Annotated in this window: 12 protein-coding genes; 9 read left to right on the forward strand and 3 right to left on the reverse strand. The window is 63.8% G+C overall.

Translation table 11 applies throughout. The features are described 5' to 3' along the window. Nucleotides 1–94 precede the first annotated feature (94 nt). The 3 genes from BT108_RS01505 to BT108_RS01515 all read left to right on the forward strand — a co-directional run bounded on the left by BT108_RS01505 (nt 95) and on the right by BT108_RS01515 (nt 1,485). Nucleotides 95–526, forward strand: a complete 432-nt coding sequence (locus BT108_RS01505; RefSeq protein WP_072292827.1) for a hypothetical protein — start codon at nt 95–97, stop codon at nt 524–526. 103 nt (nt 527–629) lie between these two features. Beyond that, complete coding sequence (locus BT108_RS01510; protein ID WP_072292758.1) at nt 630–1,019, forward strand: RidA family protein; 390 nt, start codon at nt 630–632, stop codon at nt 1,017–1,019. 76 nt (nt 1,020–1,095) lie between these two features. After that, nucleotides 1,096–1,485 carry a TIR domain-containing protein gene (locus tag BT108_RS01515; protein ID WP_072292759.1) on the forward strand — a complete coding sequence of 130 codons (390 nt, stop codon included), beginning with the start codon at nt 1,096–1,098 and terminating at the stop codon, nt 1,483–1,485. Here the strand turns inward: BT108_RS01515 and BT108_RS01520 are convergent. Together BT108_RS01520 and BT108_RS01525 are read right to left on the reverse strand one after the other, a co-directional pair. Continuing rightward, nucleotides 1,472–2,767, reverse strand: a complete 1,296-nt coding sequence (locus BT108_RS01520) for a YfiM family lipoprotein (RefSeq protein WP_072292760.1) — start codon at nt 2,765–2,767, stop codon at nt 1,472–1,474. The genes BT108_RS01515 and BT108_RS01520 overlap by 14 nt on opposite strands. Before the next feature lie 150 nt (nt 2,768–2,917). Continuing rightward, nucleotides 2,918–3,466 (reverse strand): Slp family lipoprotein, encoded by a 549-nt coding sequence (locus BT108_RS01525; protein WP_072292761.1) that lies wholly within the window; start codon nt 3,464–3,466, stop codon nt 2,918–2,920. Nucleotides 3,467–3,769: 303 nt separating this feature from the next. On the opposite strand from BT108_RS01525, the gene ovoA reads away from it, so the two are divergent. The 6 genes from ovoA to cphA (BT108_RS01555) all read left to right on the forward strand — a co-directional run bounded on the left by ovoA (nt 3,770) and on the right by cphA (BT108_RS01555) (nt 15,261). Next, nucleotides 3,770–5,890, forward strand: a complete 2,121-nt coding sequence (gene ovoA, locus BT108_RS01530; RefSeq protein WP_072292762.1) for a 5-histidylcysteine sulfoxide synthase — start codon at nt 3,770–3,772, stop codon at nt 5,888–5,890. After that, the gene (locus tag BT108_RS01535; RefSeq protein WP_072292763.1) at nt 5,872–7,110 is read left to right on the forward strand and encodes a MalY/PatB family protein; all 1,239 of its coding nucleotides are present in this window, start codon (nt 5,872–5,874) and stop codon (nt 7,108–7,110) included. Before ovoA ends, BT108_RS01535 begins: the two co-directional genes overlap by 19 nt. Nucleotides 7,111–7,246: 136 nt before the next feature. Then, nucleotides 7,247–9,589 carry a cyanophycin metabolism-associated ABC transporter gene (locus BT108_RS01540; RefSeq protein ID WP_255369565.1) on the forward strand — a complete coding sequence of 781 codons (2,343 nt, stop codon included), beginning with the start codon at nt 7,247–7,249 and terminating at the stop codon, nt 9,587–9,589. Then, nucleotides 9,586–10,059, forward strand: a complete 474-nt coding sequence (locus tag BT108_RS01545) for a cyanophycin metabolism-associated DUF1854 family protein (protein WP_072292764.1) — start codon at nt 9,586–9,588, stop codon at nt 10,057–10,059. The genes BT108_RS01540 and BT108_RS01545 overlap by 4 nt, the downstream gene beginning before the upstream one ends. 315 nt (nt 10,060–10,374) lie before the next feature. Continuing rightward, nucleotides 10,375–12,660 carry a cyanophycin synthetase gene (gene cphA, locus BT108_RS01550; protein ID WP_072292829.1) on the forward strand — a complete coding sequence of 762 codons (2,286 nt, stop codon included), beginning with the start codon at nt 10,375–10,377 and terminating at the stop codon, nt 12,658–12,660. 27 nt (nt 12,661–12,687) lie between these two features. Beyond that, entirely contained in the window at nt 12,688–15,261 is a 2,574-nt protein-coding gene (cphA, locus tag BT108_RS01555; protein WP_072292830.1) for a cyanophycin synthetase, read from the forward strand. Nucleotides 15,262–15,322: 61 nt separating this feature from the next. On the opposite strand, the gene clpA is transcribed toward cphA (BT108_RS01555), so the two are convergent. Next, complete coding sequence (clpA, locus tag BT108_RS01560) at nt 15,323–17,590, reverse strand: ATP-dependent Clp protease ATP-binding subunit ClpA (protein WP_072292765.1); 2,268 nt, start codon at nt 17,588–17,590, stop codon at nt 15,323–15,325. Between the last annotated feature and the right edge of the window lies 1 nt (nt 17,591).

The raw sequence follows: 17,591 nt of genomic DNA on the forward strand, positions 1-17,591 counted from the left end.
CGTCGACGGGAGGGGCTCCTTTATGCAATCCCGCGCGGTGGAATGTGGTCAACCGGATTTTGGGGCTGGGGAACGGCTCAACCAGGGAGTGGTCGTGAACGGAAGAATCATTGTGGTAGCCGCTGCATTCATTTTCTCGGGCCATGTCTTCGCGGTGCCGCCGCCGGAGGCGCAGCCGCAGGCTGTGTCTCAGCCGGCATTGCACGGTGATGGCTGGCAGCTCGTGCGTTCGATCGAGCTCGGAAGTTCGGGAAACTACATCCATTTCGTACTGATCGACAGCAAGCGGGACATGGATACGGCGGTGTACGGTGCCGCACTCAGCAAGATATGCCGCTCCGAGACCGATTTCTGCAGGGTGAGGTTCTGGAACGAGGCGCGTCTCATTCCCCATGCGGTCTCATTCACGCCCGAGCAATTCAAGGGATTACGGGCGGAGTATGTCTTCAACCGGGCCGGAGGGGTACAGGAAATGCGTTATGCCTGTACCGTGGTGTCGGACAAGAACCAGTGTTTTTCCAATTGAGCCCGCGGGGTACGGCGGCCGGTTCCAGTTGGGGTCGCTCCCCCTTCATGCCGGTCGGGGATTGCACCGTGGCGGGAATATCCGGCGGCGGGGGAGGCGTGTCATGTCGCGTCGGCTGATCAGCTCGGGTTCCACGTTCGAGCAGGAGATCGGGTATTCGCGCGCCGTTGTGGATGGCGACTGGATTTTTGTTTCGGGCACGACGGGATTCGACTACGGCAGGATGACGATCTCGGATGATCTGCTGGAGCAGGCGGAGCAGTGCTTCGTCAATATCCAGGCCGCGCTGGACGAAGCCGGCTCCGGCTTGCGGGATATCGTGCGAGTGGTGTACGTTCTGCCCGATGCCGCGGATTTTCCCAAGTGCTGGCCCATATTGCGAAAGTATCTGGGTACGGTCAGGCCTGCGGCCATGATGATTTGCGCCGGCCTGTCGGATCCGCGCATGCGCATCGAGATCCAGGCGACGGCCCGCCGCGGCTCAGGCGCCTGACCCGACGGATGCGCCGACGCCGGATGGCCTGGCGCTCGGAATCATCGGTGGTAAATCTGACTTCCAGGGGGAATAGATGGCTGAAAAGACAAACAAGGTATTCATCAGCTTCGCACTGAGGGACATCAAGCTGCGCGATCAGTTGCTGGAACAGCTGAACAGGGAACAGACGGGTTATGCGTTCGTGGACATGCCCATCAAGCAATCATGGGAACCCTCCTGGAAGGAGGAGTGCCGGGACAAGGTGACCAGCTGTGACGGCGTGATCGCCATCGTCACGAAGAACGTCATCCGGGCGGATGGCCAGCGCTGGGAGATCCGGTGTGCCTATGAGGGAAGAATGCCGGTGCTGCTGCTCCAGGGCGACGACGAGAAATTGCCGTCCAAGCTGCCGGATCCCCTCGGTGAGCGCGAGCTCGACGCGTGGACCTGGCCCACGATCTCCACTTTCCTCAATCGCTTGTAGGCGCGACGGACCCGTCCCGGCCATCGCCCGGCGAGGCCAGGATGGGCAGGGTGGCAACCCTGCGATCGATCCTTTCCATCATGTCGTGATAGGCGGGAGCATCGATGCCGCCGAAGCGCCGTTTGAATTCGGCCTCCGGCATGAATTCCGGCAAGTCCGACCAGGCGGGCATCAGATCCGAATCCCTCAAGCCCCCCGCGATTCGCCGCCGAATCTCCCGCGCGGAGGATGCGCCGGACACGGCCCTTGCGCCGAATCGCGTGCCGGCCCGGTTGGCGGCCATGTCGTTGAACGAGAATCCGCTTCCCGAGCGGGAATCCTCGATTTCCTTGTACAGGCCGATCGCATCCGACAGCATGGTATCGGCATAAGCGGCAATCGCGGCGGATACCATGAAATGTTTGGCGAAGTCGCTGCGTCCGTCGAGGGTGACGGTCCGATGCGGCGGGCGGGGCCAGCGTGCGGCATCAGGGAAAATCTTCTCCAGCGGGACGCCGAGGACGTAGCAGGTCGCGACCAGGATCAGCGCGCGGTTCTCCTGCGGGCCATCGCCGTCTTCCCGTCCTTGCACCGCAAGGCGTGCCAGCGGCATCAGGATTTCCGGAAGAGGGATCACCCGGCCATGCCTCCGAACGATCGAAGTCAGCGCCGACTGGTAGCGGAACAGGCGTTCGCCCAGGTCGCTGCTGACGATCGAAGTCCTGGTTTCACGCGGGATGTTCCCGTTCCAGCGGTAGATCACCTTCAATTCATGCGGCGACATCTTGACCAGATGGAGCGCGTCCAGCCCCGTCGAGTACTCCGGATTGTTCCGCAGCCATCGGATCAGCTGGGGTACGACCGCATCCGTCAGCACGTCCGGAACGGGAAGCCTTCCGATCCTTACGGATTCCAGCCTGGGCAGGCTGGTCGTTTCCGTCATCGTTGCTTCCAGGTTCAGGTAGCCGTCGATGAAGTATCGATCCAGAGGGAGGCTCAGGTGGACCCTGGCATTCCGATGGGCCAACGCGATCCGCGCACTGCCCTTTCCCAGTCGGTGAGCCAGGTAGTTTGCCGCCAGATCGACATCACCCGGCAGGATTCCGGCCGACGCCAGCATGCCGGGGCGAACCTGGTAGCGGTGCGCATCGACGATCCGTTTCACCCGTTCTATGTGCTCGGGGGTGAGGATCACCTGACGATCTGTGCGAGGGTAATCTTCGATGGCCAGTACCGTCAGCGCCAGGAGGAACAGGGGAGGGAGAACCAGCAGGGTCAGGGAAAGAAGCGCGAATCTGCGCATGGCCTGTGGTTACGGATGGGGAGTGCAGCAATTCATGTGCGTGACGTGAGGAATATCGTGCGATGACTCGCCCTGTCGGGGAGAGGGTTCGATGCGGCAATGGACGGACGGGCGGCGGCGCGCACCGCGGAGACACCGGTTGTCCCGGCTTTACCAGTAGGGCCGGTAGTATCCTCCCCAGGAGTACGGGTTGCCATAAAATCCGTACCCCATGTAGGGGCTGAAGCCATATCCCCACGGCCCCGGGTAGCCATACCCGTAGGGGCCGGCCTGGTAGGTGGGCCAAAGGTGGATCGCTTGGGAAGTCAGCAGCGGCAGCCGTACGACCTTTTTGCCTATCGTTCGCTCGACGTCGTCCTGCAGCGTGCCTGCAACGGTGATTTCCTTGTCTTTCGCGTATACCGCCGGGTCGAGAAATTCGTCGCTCCTGATGACGAAGCGTCCCTCGCTTGCCCTGCTCAGCTGCGGGCGGCCGTAATAGCTGAGCGGGTAGGACAGCACCTGCACCAGTGTGAAGCTGTCCTCATTCTCCACGTCGATGATGACGCCACCCCATCGTACCGGCGTATTCCGGTAGGCCGCCGGATCCTGGATCACCTGGCCGTAGGAGACATTCTTGACCGGAATGTCCTTGACGCCGGATGGCAGGCCGGCACATGCGCCAAGAAGAAGACATACACCCAGCGAATAGTGTCTCACGCACGATCTCCTGACGATGATATCGGGCCGGCCGGCCCGATATCGGGCTTGTCCACCTTGCTTGCGGCCGGTTGGGATCCCGATTGTATTCTCTTCATATGACAGCGGGCGCAGGCGATGATTCCTGCTCCAAATATAAAAGGCATCATAGCAGCAAGCCCATGCAGCGTGAAGCGGATGGCGTGCCTCCCGCTTCCAAGGATTCGCTCGCGATTCAACCCGGACGATTGAGTATCAATTCGAATTCGTGAAAAGTTATAATGTTTGCGCAATTTTTCATTTGAAAAACGGAAAATCGATGCCATGCGTTCAATGCCGAAACTGTTGTTTCAGAGAAGCCCGAGTCTGACAGACGGGGACGTGACCGCGAAACGCGAGGAGATACGCGCCTATTTTCATGCCACGCTGGATCGCTACGAAAGCCTGTTCGAGACATTGCAGGGGGACGAAGCCTACTTCGAGAAACCGATACCGCTGCGGCATCCTCTGATCTTCTACCTGGGCCACACGGCAACCTTTTTTACCAACAAGCTGCTGCTGGCGGGATTGATGACGCAGCGGATCAATGCTGGATTCGAGTCCATGTTCGCGGTCGGCGTCGATGAAATGAGCTGGGATGATCTGAACACGACCCACTATCGCTGGCCCGCGGTCGAGGAGGTCTGGGCCTATCGCAATGCGGTTCGCAGCACCGTCGATCGCATCATCCGGGAGGCGCCCCTGACTCTGCCGATCGGCTGGAATCACCCGTGGTGGACGATACTGATGGGAATCGAACACGAGCGTATCCACCTCGAGACCTCTTCGGTGCTCATACGGCAGCATGCGTTGCGATACGTCAAGCCGCATCCGGAGTGGACACCTTGCCGGGTGTCCCGCGAGGCGCCGCGGAATCGGCTGATCGACGTTCCTGCCGGCACGGTGTCCCTGGGCAAGGATCGATCCGATCCTTTCTATGGGTGGGACAATGAATACGGTCGTCACACGGAGGAGATTCCCGCGTTTCAGGCTGGGCAGTATCTGGTGAGCAACCAGGAATTCCTGGCGTTCGTCGAGGCCGGCGGATATGTCCTGGAGGATTGCTGGGAGGAAGAGGGCCGTGCATGGCAACGTCATGTGCGTGCGCACTGTCCCACGTTCTGGATTCGACGTGGGGAAGAATGGTGGCTGCGCCTGATGACCGAGGAGGTGCCCATGCCCTGGGACTGGCCGGTGGAGGTGAACTATCACGAGGCCAAGGCCTTCTGCAACTGGAAGGCCATGGCCACCGGCCGGCCGTTCAGGCTGCCCACCGAGGACGAATGGTACCGGCTGTACGATATGGGCGGGCTCTCCGAGATTTCGGACGCGGAACCCGCGGCCGCGAACATTCACCTTGACCACTCCGCTTCCAGTCATCCCGTCGATGAGTTCCGGCACGGGGAGTTCTACGACGTGATCGGCAACGCATGGCAGTGGACGGAAACGCCGATCTATCCGTTCGAGGGCTTCGACACCCATCCGCACTACGACGATTTCACCACGCCGACCTTCGACGGACGCCATAATCTAATGAAGGGCGGCTCCTGGATCTCGTGCGGCAACGAGTCGCGCAGGAGCGCCCGCTACGCCTTCCGCCGGCATTTCTTCCAGCATGCCGGCTTTCGCTACGTGGTGGCGGAGGCACCCGCCATCCGGCTGGATTCCCGTTACGAAACCGACAGGCTCCTGTCCGAATACGCGGAATTCCATTATGGGGATGAATACTTCGGCGTGGCCAATTTTCCGCAGACGCTGGCCGAACTGGCGATCGCCGCCATGGGAGACCGGCCTGCCCGGCGCGCGCTGGATCTCGGTTGCGCATCCGGGCGTGCGACCTTCGAACTGGCCCGTCACTTCGATGAGGTGACAGGCATCGACTTCTCCGCCCGTTTCATCGGTCAGGGCGCCCAGCTCGCGAGCCAGGGCGTGCTCCGCTATACGCTGGCGGACGAGGGAGAACTCGTTTACTACAAGGAGCGCACCCTCGCCGGCCTGGGCCTGGACGGCGCCAGGCGCAAGGTGGCGTTCTATCAGGGCGATGCCTGCAATCTCAAGCCGCTGTTCTCAGGCTACGACCTGATTCTCGCGGCCAACCTGATCGATCGCCTGTACGATCCTGCCCGGCTGCTGTCGGCCATTCACACCCGCATCCAGCCGGGGGGGCTGCTGGTCATCGCATCTCCCTATACCTGGCTGGAGGAGCACACCAAGAAGGATGCCTGGATCGGAGGATTCAAACGCGATGGTGAGAGCTTCTCCACCCTGGACGGCCTTAGGGAGATCCTCGGCCGGCATTTCAGGCTGATCCGGGGTCCCCTGGAAGTACCGTTCGTGATCCGTGAGACCCGGCGCAAGTTCCAGCATACGCTCTCCGAAACGACGGTATGGGAAAGGGTGCCCTGAGCGGCGAAAGTGTCCCGACGGTCGATTTCGATCGCGACGTCGACCGTGAGGGCACTGCCAGCCTGAAGTACGACGGACGGCGGGAGGTGTTCGGTACGGATGAAGTGATTCCGCTGTGGGTGGCGGACATGGATTTTGCCGCTCCGGCCGCCGTGACGCAGGCGCTGGCGCAGCGTGCGATGCACCCGGTGTACGGCTACACCGTCTATCCGGACAGCCTGTACGATTCGTTGATGGGCTGGCTGAAACACCGTCACGACTGGGAGGTGCGGCGCGAGTGGATCATGATGTGCCCGGGTGTGGTGCCATCGCTGTACGCGGCGGTGACGGCGTTCTCCGCGGCGGGTGGATCGGTCGTGGTGCAGCCGCCGGTGTACTTTCCCTTTTTTTCCGCGGTAACCGACAGTGGCAGGAGGCTGGTGCACAACCCCCTGCGGCTGCGGGAAGGTCGCTATACCGTGGATTTCGATCACCTGGAGCAGTGCGCGGCAGACGCAAGCTTGCTGCTGCTGTGCTCGCCGCACAATCCGGTGGGGCGGGTGTGGAGTGAGCCTGAGCTGGAGCGTGTCCTGCGGATCGCGCAGGCACATGATCTGGTTGTCTTCTCCGACGAAGTGCACGCCGATCTGGTCTACCCCGGAAACCGGCATCGCGTGCTTGCCCGGCTGGCGCTGCAGGCGGACGGTACCTGCAGGAATATCGTGACCGCCGTGGCGCCGAGCAAAGCGTTCAACATACCGGGGCTGAATCTGTCCGCCCTCGTCGTACCGGACCCGGCTTGCCGCGATGCGCTCGCCCGGGTGTTCGATGCCATGCACGTGAGTGCGTCCAATCCGTTCAGCATCGTGGCGTTTGAAGCTGCCTACAGGGAGGGTGGCCCATGGCTGGACGCGCTCATGGAGTACCTGCGGCACAGCCGCGAGGAAGTGGCGGGATATCTGGCAGCCCATGTCCCGGAGATCCGCCTGGTCGAGCCGGAGGGTACCTACCTGCTGTGGCTGGACTGCCGCGCATTGGCGGTACGCCTGGGGATGAACGATAGTCAGCTGAGGCACTTCTTCGTGCGGGAAGCCGGCGTGGGCATGAGCCCGGGGACATTGTTCGGAGAGGTCGGCAGCGGTTTCATGCGCTTGAACCTTGGCACGCCGCGCCGTACCCTCCGCACTGCACTGGAGCGCATCAGGGATGCGGTGCACGGAGCGGGGCCGGCCTTGCCCTGAAAGGGGAAGGCAGTTGCGGGAGAAAGGCGCGGATGATAACGTACGGTCCGTCATTCAGGCCGGTGCGTGGACGCTCCACCTGAGCCAGACCCCTGCCTTTACCCACCCAGACTGAGGCGAACGATCCATTTCCCTGATGATGGTGGCTTCATCCGCCCCAGGTGTATCCGCCGGCGTCCTGCCGGACGCTGTGCTGCCTGCGCTGCCCGGTGCCTGGGCGGACGAGGTCGCATCCCGCCTCTTTCCCGGCGAGCAGGTGCTGGCCTGGCTGGAAACGGATCTGGATACGCGACTGCGCTACGCTTCCGGACTGGTGGTCGTGACCGATCGGCGCATGCAGGCGAGCCCGGATCCGGATGAGGCAGGTTCGGACTGGCGGACATGGGAGTACCGGTCGGAACTGGCACTGATCCACCGTGACCATCACGGCGTCGGCATGCTCGAACTCGTCGACAGGGCTGCCCGGCTCGGGAGTTGGCGCTACACGCTGGGCAGCCGCGCCGCCGCGGTCGGTCGGCTGGTCGAATGTTTCACGATAGGGCGCGACGGGCGGCTCGCGGAGGCGCCGCCGCTCGCGGACCCGGTGTGTCCCGGCTGCCACAGGATACCCGAGGTTCCGCTGTTGCCCGGTGAAGACGTATGCGCGGCCTGCGGAACCCGGGCCCATGCGCCGACTTCGGCCCGGGTGCTGTTTCGCCTGTGGCGTTTCGCCCGGCCCTACAGACGGCAGTTGCTCGCGGGGTTCCTCCTGACGCTGGGCAGCACCGCAGCCGCGCTGGTGCCGCCCTACCTCACCATGCCCCTGATGGACGACGTGCTGATTCCCCATCAGAACGGCAAACCGATCGATCCCGTGCTGGTCGCGTCCTACCTTGCCGGCCTCCTGGCCGCCGCGATCCTGGCCTGGGGGCTGGGCTGGGCGCGAACCTATACCCTGGCGCGGATTTCCGAGCGCATCGGCGCCGACTTGCGCACGGCCGCCTATGAGCACCTGCTCGGGCTCTCGCATGCCTATTTCGGCGGCAAGCGCACGGGTGACCTGATGGCGCGCATCGGTACTGAAACGGACCGCCTCAATCTCTTCCTGTCGCTGCATCTGCTGGATTTCGCCACCGACGTGCTGATGATGGGCATGACGGTCGTCATACTGGTCTCGATCGATCCCTGGCTGGCGCTGGCCACGCTGGCACCGCTGCCGGTCATCGCGTGGCTGATCCATCAGGTGCGCGACAGGCTGCGCACCGGTTTCGAGAAGGTGGACCGCGTATGGGCCGAGGTTACCAGCGTATTGGCAGACACCATTCCGGGCGTACGCGTGGTCAAGGCCTTTGCGCAGGAAAAGCGTGAAGCGGAGCGTTTCCGTGCGGCCAATCTGCGCAATCTCGAGGTCAATGACCGGGTCAACGGGGTGTGGGCGCTATTCACCCCTACCATTACCCTCCTGACCGAGGCGGGCTTGCTCGTGGTATGGATATTCGGCATCTGGCAGGTCTCGCGAAACGAGGTCACGGTCGGTGTGCTCACCGCCTTTCTTGCCTACATCAGCCGCTTTTACCTGCGGCTCGATTCGATGAGCCGGATCGTTTCCTTCACGGAAAAGGCGGCGGCTGGCACCAAGCGTATCTTCGAGATTCTCGACCACGTTTCCAGCGTGCCGGAGCCTGCGCAGCCGGTACGCCTGGCGGGAGTCCGAGGGCATTTCGAATTGCAGGGAGTCGGATTCCGCTATGGCACCCGCAGCATCGTGCGCGATGTCGACATGACCATCGAACCGGGGGAGATGGTGGGCCTCGTGGGGCACAGCGGTTCGGGCAAGAGCACGCTGGTCAATCTCATCTGTCGTTTCTACGACGTGACTGCAGGCGCGATCCTCCTGGACGGCCACGACATCCGTTCCCTGTCGATCACCGGATACCGCAGGCATATCGGGTTGGTGCTGCAGGAACCCTTTCTGTTCTTCGGCACGGTCGCCGAGAACATCGCGTACGGCAAGCCGGAAGCGAGCCGCGCAGAGATCGTCGCCGCCGCGCGCGCCGCGCATGCCCACGAGTTCATCCTGCGTCTGCCGCATGGTTACGACTCGCTGGTGGGCGAACGCGGGCAGGCGCTCTCCGGAGGGGAGCGGCAGCGCATCTCCATCGCGCGTGCGCTGCTCATCGATCCCCGCATTCTGATCCTGGACGAGGCCACCTCCTCCGTCGATACCGCCACGGAACAGGAAATCCAGAAGGCGCTCGAGAATCTCGTGCGCGGCCGTACCACCATTGCCATCGCCCATCGTCTTTCGACGCTGCGCAGTGCCCATCGGCTGATCGTGCTCGATCGGGGAAGCGTCATCGAAACCGGCAGCCACGCCGAACTCATGGCGCGGGAGGGGGCCTATTACCACCTGTATCAGGCGCAGGTGCGCAACGTCGATGCCGAGAACGGGGTGCCCCGCGTCGACATGGCCCGGGACGCCGGGGAAAAGTACGAATGAGCGCAGGGATGGGATACGAGTTGAGTCGGGACGCCTTCGGACGGCTGATCCTGACCGATGCGGAGGGCGGACTCCACGTAGGGGTGGCCTGTGTGCGGGCCTTTCCGGTCACCGCTCCGGGCAGCGGCATCGCGCTGGTCGACCGGCAGGGGCATGAACTGGCATGGATAGACCGGTTGAGCCGGTTGCCGGAGGCGCTGCACGGGCTGGTCGAAGCCGATCTGGCGGAGCGCGAGTTCATCCCTGAGATCATCCGCATCCTGGGGGTTTCGAGCTTCGTCACCCCCAATGTCTGGAGCGTGGAAACGGATCGCGGTCCGACTTCCTTCATCCTGAGGGGGGAGGAGAGCATCCGGCGCCTCTCCATTCCCAGCCTGCTGATCGTGGACAGCCACGGGATACAGTTCCTGGTGCGTGACTCGGAAGCGCTCGATTCCTTCAGCCGCAGGGTGCTCGATCGTTTCCTGTGACGAATATTTCACGCTCGGGGCGCCAGCACAGGCCGAACGACCCATGTCTCCATCTGGAGACATGGCATATCCATTATGTTTCAGGTAGTTGTCATTGGAGACAATTTTCCCTGTCGGCGAGTCGCGACATTCTCACCCGGATGACATTCAATGTGACCATGATAAGTTATTGTTTAGTATTATAAATAATGTCTGGCATGACATATGCTTGTATTTTCAGGGGCTTCGCTGTCCATGTCGTTCCGGCCTGCAGACGGTTCATGAGCCTGAAGGCGGCAGTGGAGTTCCGGCCCAATCCACGTGTTGCGTGACTTCATGGCGAGCTGCCCCGATAAGGCTTTACATCCTGCCGACAGCCGGAGGAATATCAAGTTTCTTGCCATACGGCACCTGAACGGCCCCAATGTCTGGAGCTGCCGCCCGGTGCTGGAGGCGTTGGTCGATATAGGCGATCTGGAGGATTTTCCTTCCAACACCATCCCGGGGTTGTACGAGCGGCTCTCCGCCTGGCTGCCTTCCCTGATCGACCATCGCTGCAGCTATGGCGAGCGGGGAGGATTCCTGCGGCGGCTGCAGGAGGGCACCTGGCCTGCTCATATCCTCGAGCACGTCACGCTGGAGTTGCAGAACCTGGCCGGCATGCCCGGTGGGTTCGGGCGTGCCCGCGAAACACCGCGTCGGGGTGTATACAAGGTTGCCGTGAGTGCGTGGCACGACGGTATTGCGCGCGACGCCCTGGCGATGGCGCGCGAACTGATACTGGCGGCGATGGATCCGGAATGGCCGGCCGGGACTCGTTACGACGTGGAGGGGGTCGTCGAGAGCCTGCGAGAAAAGGTCGACGCGTGCTGGCTCGGTCCCTCGACCGCGTGCATCGTCGAGGCGGCGATGCGCCGGGGCATTCCTTCCATTCGCCTGCTGGAGAAAGGCAATCTGGTTCAGCTTGGCTACGGAGCGCGCAGCCAGCGCATCTGGACCGCAGAAACCGATCGCACCCCGGCGATTGCGGAAGGCATCTCACGCGACAAGGAGCTTACCAAGTCGCTGCTGCGCGTCTGCGGCATTCCGGTGCCGGAGGGTCGCGTCGTCAGCAGTGCCGCCGACGCCTGGGAGGTCGCCCGAGAGATCGGTTTGCCGGTCGTCGTCAAGCCTCGGGACGGAAACCATGGACGCGGGGTCTTCATCGAGCTCGCCACGCGCGAGCAGGTCGAGGCGGCATTTCATGCCGCCCTGGCGCAGGGGAGCGGCGCGCTGGTGGAAAGCTTCATCCCGGGTACCGAGCATCGCCTGCTGGTGGTGGGCGGGCGGCTCGTCGCCGCAAGCCGAGGTGATTCGGTATCGGTTCGAGGTGACGGCAGGTCGACCCTGCGCGAACTGATCGTCCATCAGATCAATTCCGACTCGCGTCGTGGCGCGAGCGAGGAGTACCCGCTCAACCTGGTGGGGGTGGATGGGGTGACGGTCATGGAGCTTGCCCGCCAGGGTTTCTCCATCGATTCGACACCGCCCGCTGGTCTCGAAGTCCTGGTCCAGCGTAACGGCAACCATGCCTTCGACGTCACCGACGAGGTACATCCGAGCACTGCCGCCACCGCTGTGCTTGCGTCCCGCATCGTGGGTCTGGACATCGCCGGAATCGATCTGGTCACCCGTGACATCTCCCTGCCGCTCTCCGAACAGGGGGGGGCCATCGTCGAGGTCAACGCCGGTCCGGGTCTGCTGATGCACATCAAGCCCGCGGTAGGGACACCTCGCCCTGTGGGTGAGGCGATCGTGGACCATCTGTTCCCGGATCACGACGGGCGCATCCCCATCGTGGGCGTCACGGGCAGCTGCGGCAAGACCGCCGTGGCACATCTGGTCGCCCGCCTGCTGGCATCGACGGGAAGGCGCACGGGTTTGGCGTGCAGCGACGGATTCCATCTCGGCGGGACACGGATCAGCGAAGGTGATCATGCCAACCGGCAGGCAGCCTGCAACCTCATGATCCATCGGGGGATCGAGGCCGCGGTCTGCGAGAACGGATGCGACAGCATGCTGACCGAGGGCTTGGCCTACGATGGATGCCAGGTCGGCATCGTCACCGGCATCGATATGCGCCGGCACTACAGGCGTCACGGCATCCGGACGCCGAGGCAGGTTTTCGACATCCTGCGCACCCAGGTGGACGTGGTGCTGCCGTCGGGGGCGGCGGTGCTGAATGCGGATGAACCGCTGCTGGTCGAGATGGCAGCGCTGTGCAATGGCGAGGTGATTTACTTCGCGCTCGACCCGGAGTCGCCGGCAGTCGAGGCTCACCGTTCCGGCGGCACCGCGACGTTGGCGGATTTCCCCAGCAACCGGGTCGTGAGCGTGCGCGATGGATACATCATGCTGATCACCGGCTGCATCGAAATGGCGCTGGCCGCCCTGGCCGATGTGCCTTTCCTGCGGCATCGGCAGGAGGAAAGGGATGGCGGCTCCCGCGCGATCGAGCACGTGCTTGCCGCGGTGGCGGCGGGCTGGGCGCTGGGTATTCCGCTTGCGCACCTGCGCGGAGGGATCGGGGTGGCTACCGATGCATGGGACGGATACCCGTTGCACGATGCCGGTGCTTCCTGACGCGCGATGAGCGGGGACGGGGGCCTGATGGAAATATCCCGTCTGTACGCATTGCGCGGTCCCAATCTCTGGGGCCGCCGTACGGCGCTGGAGGCGGTCGTGAGGTGCGATGCCGCCACGTATCGCGGCGATGTGGCGGCCGGTCTAAGGGAACGGGTGTGCCGCAGATTTCCTGGCATATCTCTGCTGGAGCCTGCGCATCGGCAGGGGATCCCCGTCATGGTGCATGCATTCGAGCGTGCCGCGCTGGGCCTGCAGATGGAGGCGGGTTGCCCGGTGGTGTTCAGCCATGCCGTGGAGACCCTGGAGGCGGGGGTGTATCAGGTCGTCGTCGAGTACGGCGAGGAAGCGGTCGGCAGGCTGGCGGTGGAGTTGTCGCAGGCGCTGTGCCGGGCCGCAGCCGACGATGCGGTCTTCGATCTGCTGGGCGCGGTTGCGCGCCTGAAGGGATTGAACGAGGAAATACGGCTGGGTCCGAGTACGCGGGCCATCGTCGACGCCGCCACGGCGCGCGGCATACCCTTCCATCGCCTCACCGACGGCAGTCTGGTGCAACTGGGCTGGGGTTGCAGGCAGCGGCGCATCCAGGCTGCCGAGACAGGCGCCACGGGAGCGGTGGCCGAGGCCATCGCGCAGGACAAGGAGTTGACGCGCACGCTGCTGCGCGCCGCCGGATTGCCGGTGCCGGAGGGTCGGCCGGTGGAAAGCGCCCGTGACGCCTGGAAGGCGGCGTGCGAGATCGGCGGGACAGTGGTCGTCAAGCCCAGGGACAGCGGCCAGGGCAGGGGTGTGGGCGTCGATCTCGTCGGCAGGCAGGAGGTGGAGGCAGCTTACGCCATTGCCGCTGAAGTGAGCGACGATGTGCTGGTGGAGCGCTGCGTGCCGGGGCACGACCATCGCATGCTGGTCGTCGGCAACAGGCTGATCGCGGCGGCGAGGCGCGACCCGCCCGGCGTGACCGGCAATGGCATGCACAGCATCCGTGAACTGGTGGAGGGAATCAACAGCGATCCACGGCGCGGCGAGGATCATGCCAGCGCTCTGACCAGGGTGCACTTCGACGACATCGCTTTGAGGTATCTGACGGCGCAGGGACTGACTCCGGAATCCATTCTTCCTGCGGGCGCACGCGTCCTGTTACGCAGCAATGCCAATCTTTCGACCGGCGGCACGGCCACCGACGTGACCGATCAAGTGCATCCCGAGCTTGCCGCATGTGTCGAGACCGCCGCGCAAATGGTGGGCCTGGACGTATGTGGCGTCGACGTGGTGTGCGCCAGCGTGGCGGAGCCTCCGGGCGAATCCGGCGCTACCATCATTGAAGTGAACGCCGCACCGGGATTGCGCATGCACCTGCAACCGGCGTACGGCAGGGCGCGTGCGGTGGGAGAGGCCATCGTCGCCAGCATGTTCGACGCCGGCGACAACGGGCGCATTCCGGTCGTGGCCGTGAGCGGGACCAACGGCAAGACCACCACGACGCGGCTGATTGCCAGCATCCTGGGCCAGGATGGCCGGCGGGTCGGCATGACCAGCACGGACGGTGTCTACATCGACGGCCGTCGCATCGACACGGGCGATTGCAGCGGGCCGAAGAGTGCGAGGAAGGTACTGCTCCACCCCGATGTGGAGGCAGCGGTGCTGGAAACCGCCCGCGGCGGCCTGTTGCGGGAGGGACTGGGCTTCGACCGCTGTCAGGTCGCGGTAATGACCAACATCGGCATGGGCGACCACCTGGGGCTGGCGCACATCCATACGGCGGAGGCGCTGTCGGCGGTAAAGCGGATCATCGTCCAGAACGTGACACCCGGTACCGGCGTGGCGGTGTTGAACGCGGACGATCCGCTGGTGGCCCGTATGGCGGAGCATTGCCCGGGTTCGATCATCTATTTCTCTCTCCGTTCCGACAATCCCGTCATTGCCACGCATCGCGCCCGCCATGGCCGCACTCTCCATCTCGAAGGCCAGGCCATGATTGCCACGGGGCCGGGCGGCGAATACCGGCTTCCGCTGAACCGGGTGCCGGTCACGCAGGAGGGTGCCATCGCCTTCCAGATCGAGAATGCGATGGCCGCGGCAGGTGCGGGGTGGGGGCTTGGCCTGGGCTGGAAGACCATCCAGGCGGGCTTGGGCGCATTCGCCGGTGACGTGCGGACGACGCCGGGCCGTTTCAACCTGTTCACCCATCGCGGCGCCACCCTCATTGCAGACTATGGCCACAACACCGACGCCATCCGCGCCCTGGTACGCGCCATCGACGGCATGCCGGCCAAGCGGCGCTCGGTCGTCATCAGCGGTGCAGGGGACCGTCGTGACGAGGACATCCGCCAGCAGACGCGGATTCTGGGGGACGCCTTCGACGAGGTAGTGCTCTACCAGGATCGGTGCCAGCGCGGACGGATGGACGGAGAGGTGCTCGGTCTGCTGCGACAGGGTCTTGCGAATGCGAGCCGCGCCCGGGATATCAAGGAAATCCGCGGCGAGTTCATGGCGATCGACGCCGCTTTTGCCAGCCTCAAGGCGGGCGAGCTATGCCTGATCCTGGTCGATCAGGTGGAAGAGGCGCTGGGCTACATCGCGAAGCGGATTTTTGCGGGCTGATCCACCCGCATGGTGACGCACCAGATCCCGCCCCGGGGGACCCGGCTATACCGCCCCGCGGCTAGGCTAGGGCGGCTTCTTGCTCGTCCTTCTCGAACCGGAGCTTGACCCGGTTCTCGTCGGCGTCGATATCCACCGTGACCTTGCCGCCATCGGCGAGCCGGCCGAACAGAAGCTCGTCCGCCAGCGCGCTGCGGATGGTGTCCTGGATGAGGCGCGCCATGGGGCGGGCGCCCATGAGCGGATCGACCCCGCGTTCGGCAAGGTAGACCCTCAGCGCATCGGTGAACACTGCCTCCACCTTCTTCTCGTGCAGCTGGGTTTCCAGTTGCATCAGGAACTTGTCCACAACGCGCAGGATGACGTCGCGATCCAGCGCGCCGAAGGAAATGATCGCGTCCAGCCGGTTGCGAAACTCCGGCGTGAACATGCGCTTGATGTCTGCCATCTCGTCTCCCGCCTGCGCCGAGCGGGTAAACCCGATGGACGTCCTGCTGAGCGACTCGGCCCCGGCGTTGGTGGTCATGATGATGACCACGTTGCGGAAATCCGCCTTGCGCCCGTTGTTGTCCGTCAGGGTTCCATGGTCCATCACCTGCAGCAGGATATTGAAGATGTCGGGGTGTGCCTTCTCGATCTCGTCCAGCAGCAGCACCGAGTAAGGCTGCTTGATGATGGCCTCGGTGAGCAGTCCCCCCTGATCGAAGCCGACGTATCCCGGAGGCGCGCCGATCAGTCGCGACACGGCATGCCGCTCCATGTACTCCGACATGTCGAAGCGGTGCAGGTGGATCCCCAGGGCGTAGGCCAGCTGCCGTGCTACCTCGGTCTTGCCGACGCCGGTGGGACCGGAGAAGAGGAACGAGCCGACCGGCTTCTGGGGATTCCCCAGGCCGCTTCTCGCCATCTTGATCGCCCGCGTCAGGGCATGGATGGCCTTGTCCTGGCCGAACACGACCGCCTTGAGATCACGGTCCAGCGTCTTGAGGGTGTTCCGGTCATCGCTCGAGACGTTGCGCGCCGGGATGCGGGCGATTCGTGCGATGATTTCCTCGATTTCATGCTTGCTGATGATCTTGCGCTGCCTGGACTTCGGCAGGATGCGCTGCGCCGCGCCCGCCTCGTCGATGACGTCGATCGCCTTGTCGGGAAGGTGCCGATCGTTGATGAAGCGCGCCGCCAGTTCCGCAGCAGTGGAAAGCGCCACGGCGGTGTACTTGACCCCGTGGTGGGCTTCATAACGCGGTTTCAGTCCGCGCAGGATGGCCACGGTTTCCTCCACGCTCGGTTCCGGCACGTCGATCTTCTGGAAGCGGCGCGACAGGGCATGATCCTTTTCGAAGATGCCGCGGAATTCGCTGTAGGTGGTGGCGCCGATGCATTTCAGCTGCCCGGTATTGAGGATCGGCTTGAGCAGGTTGGAAGCATCCAGCGTGCCGCCCGAAGCAGCGCCCGCGCCGATCAGGGTGTGGATCTCGTCGATGAACAGGATGGCATTGGAGTGATCCAGAAGTTGCTTCAGCACCGCCTTCAGGCGCTGCTCGAAATCGCCGCGATACTTGGTGCCTGCCAGCAACGCACCCATGTCCAGGGCGTACACCTGATGGTGCGCCAGCACGTCGGGTACCTCATGCTCCACGATGCGGCGCGCCAGGCCCTCGGCGATGGCGGTCTTGCCAACCCCGGCTTCCCCCACCAGCAGCGGGTTGTTCTTGCGGCGGCGGCACAGCGTCTGGATCAGGCGCTCAAGTTCCTTCTCGCGCCCGATGAGGGGGTCGATCTTGCCCGAGAGCGCCTGCGTGTTCAGGTTCACCGCATAGCTTTCCAGCGCGCCGCCCAGTCCCTGATCCTGCTCGGCATCGCCTTCGCTGTCCGTTTTTGCGCTGCTGCCCTGGGGCACCTTGCTGATGCCGTGGGAGATGTAGTTCACCACGTCGAGCCGCGTCACGCCTTTCTGGTGCAGGAAATACACCGCGTGGGAATCCTTCTCGCCGAATATCGCCACCAGCACGTTGGCGCCGGTGACTTCCTTCTTGCCCGAGGACTGGACGTGCAGGATGGCGCGCTGGATGACCCGCTGGAATCCGAGCGTGGGCTGGGTGTCGACCTCGCCGCTGCCGCCCACCGTCGGTGTGTTCTCGGCCACATGTTCCGTCAGCAGCTTGCGCAGGTCGTCGATGTCGACCGAGCAGGCGCGCAGCACTTCCGCGGCAGTGGGATTGTCGAGCATCGCCAGCAGCAGATGCTCCACGGTGATGAACTCGTGGCGTTTCTGGCGCGACTCGACGAAGGCCATGTGCAGGCTGACTTCCAGCTCCTGAGCGATCATT

The sequence above is a fragment of the Nitrosovibrio sp. Nv17 genome (assembly GCF_900119085.1).
Classification (GTDB): domain Bacteria; phylum Pseudomonadota; class Gammaproteobacteria; order Burkholderiales; family Nitrosomonadaceae; genus Nitrosospira.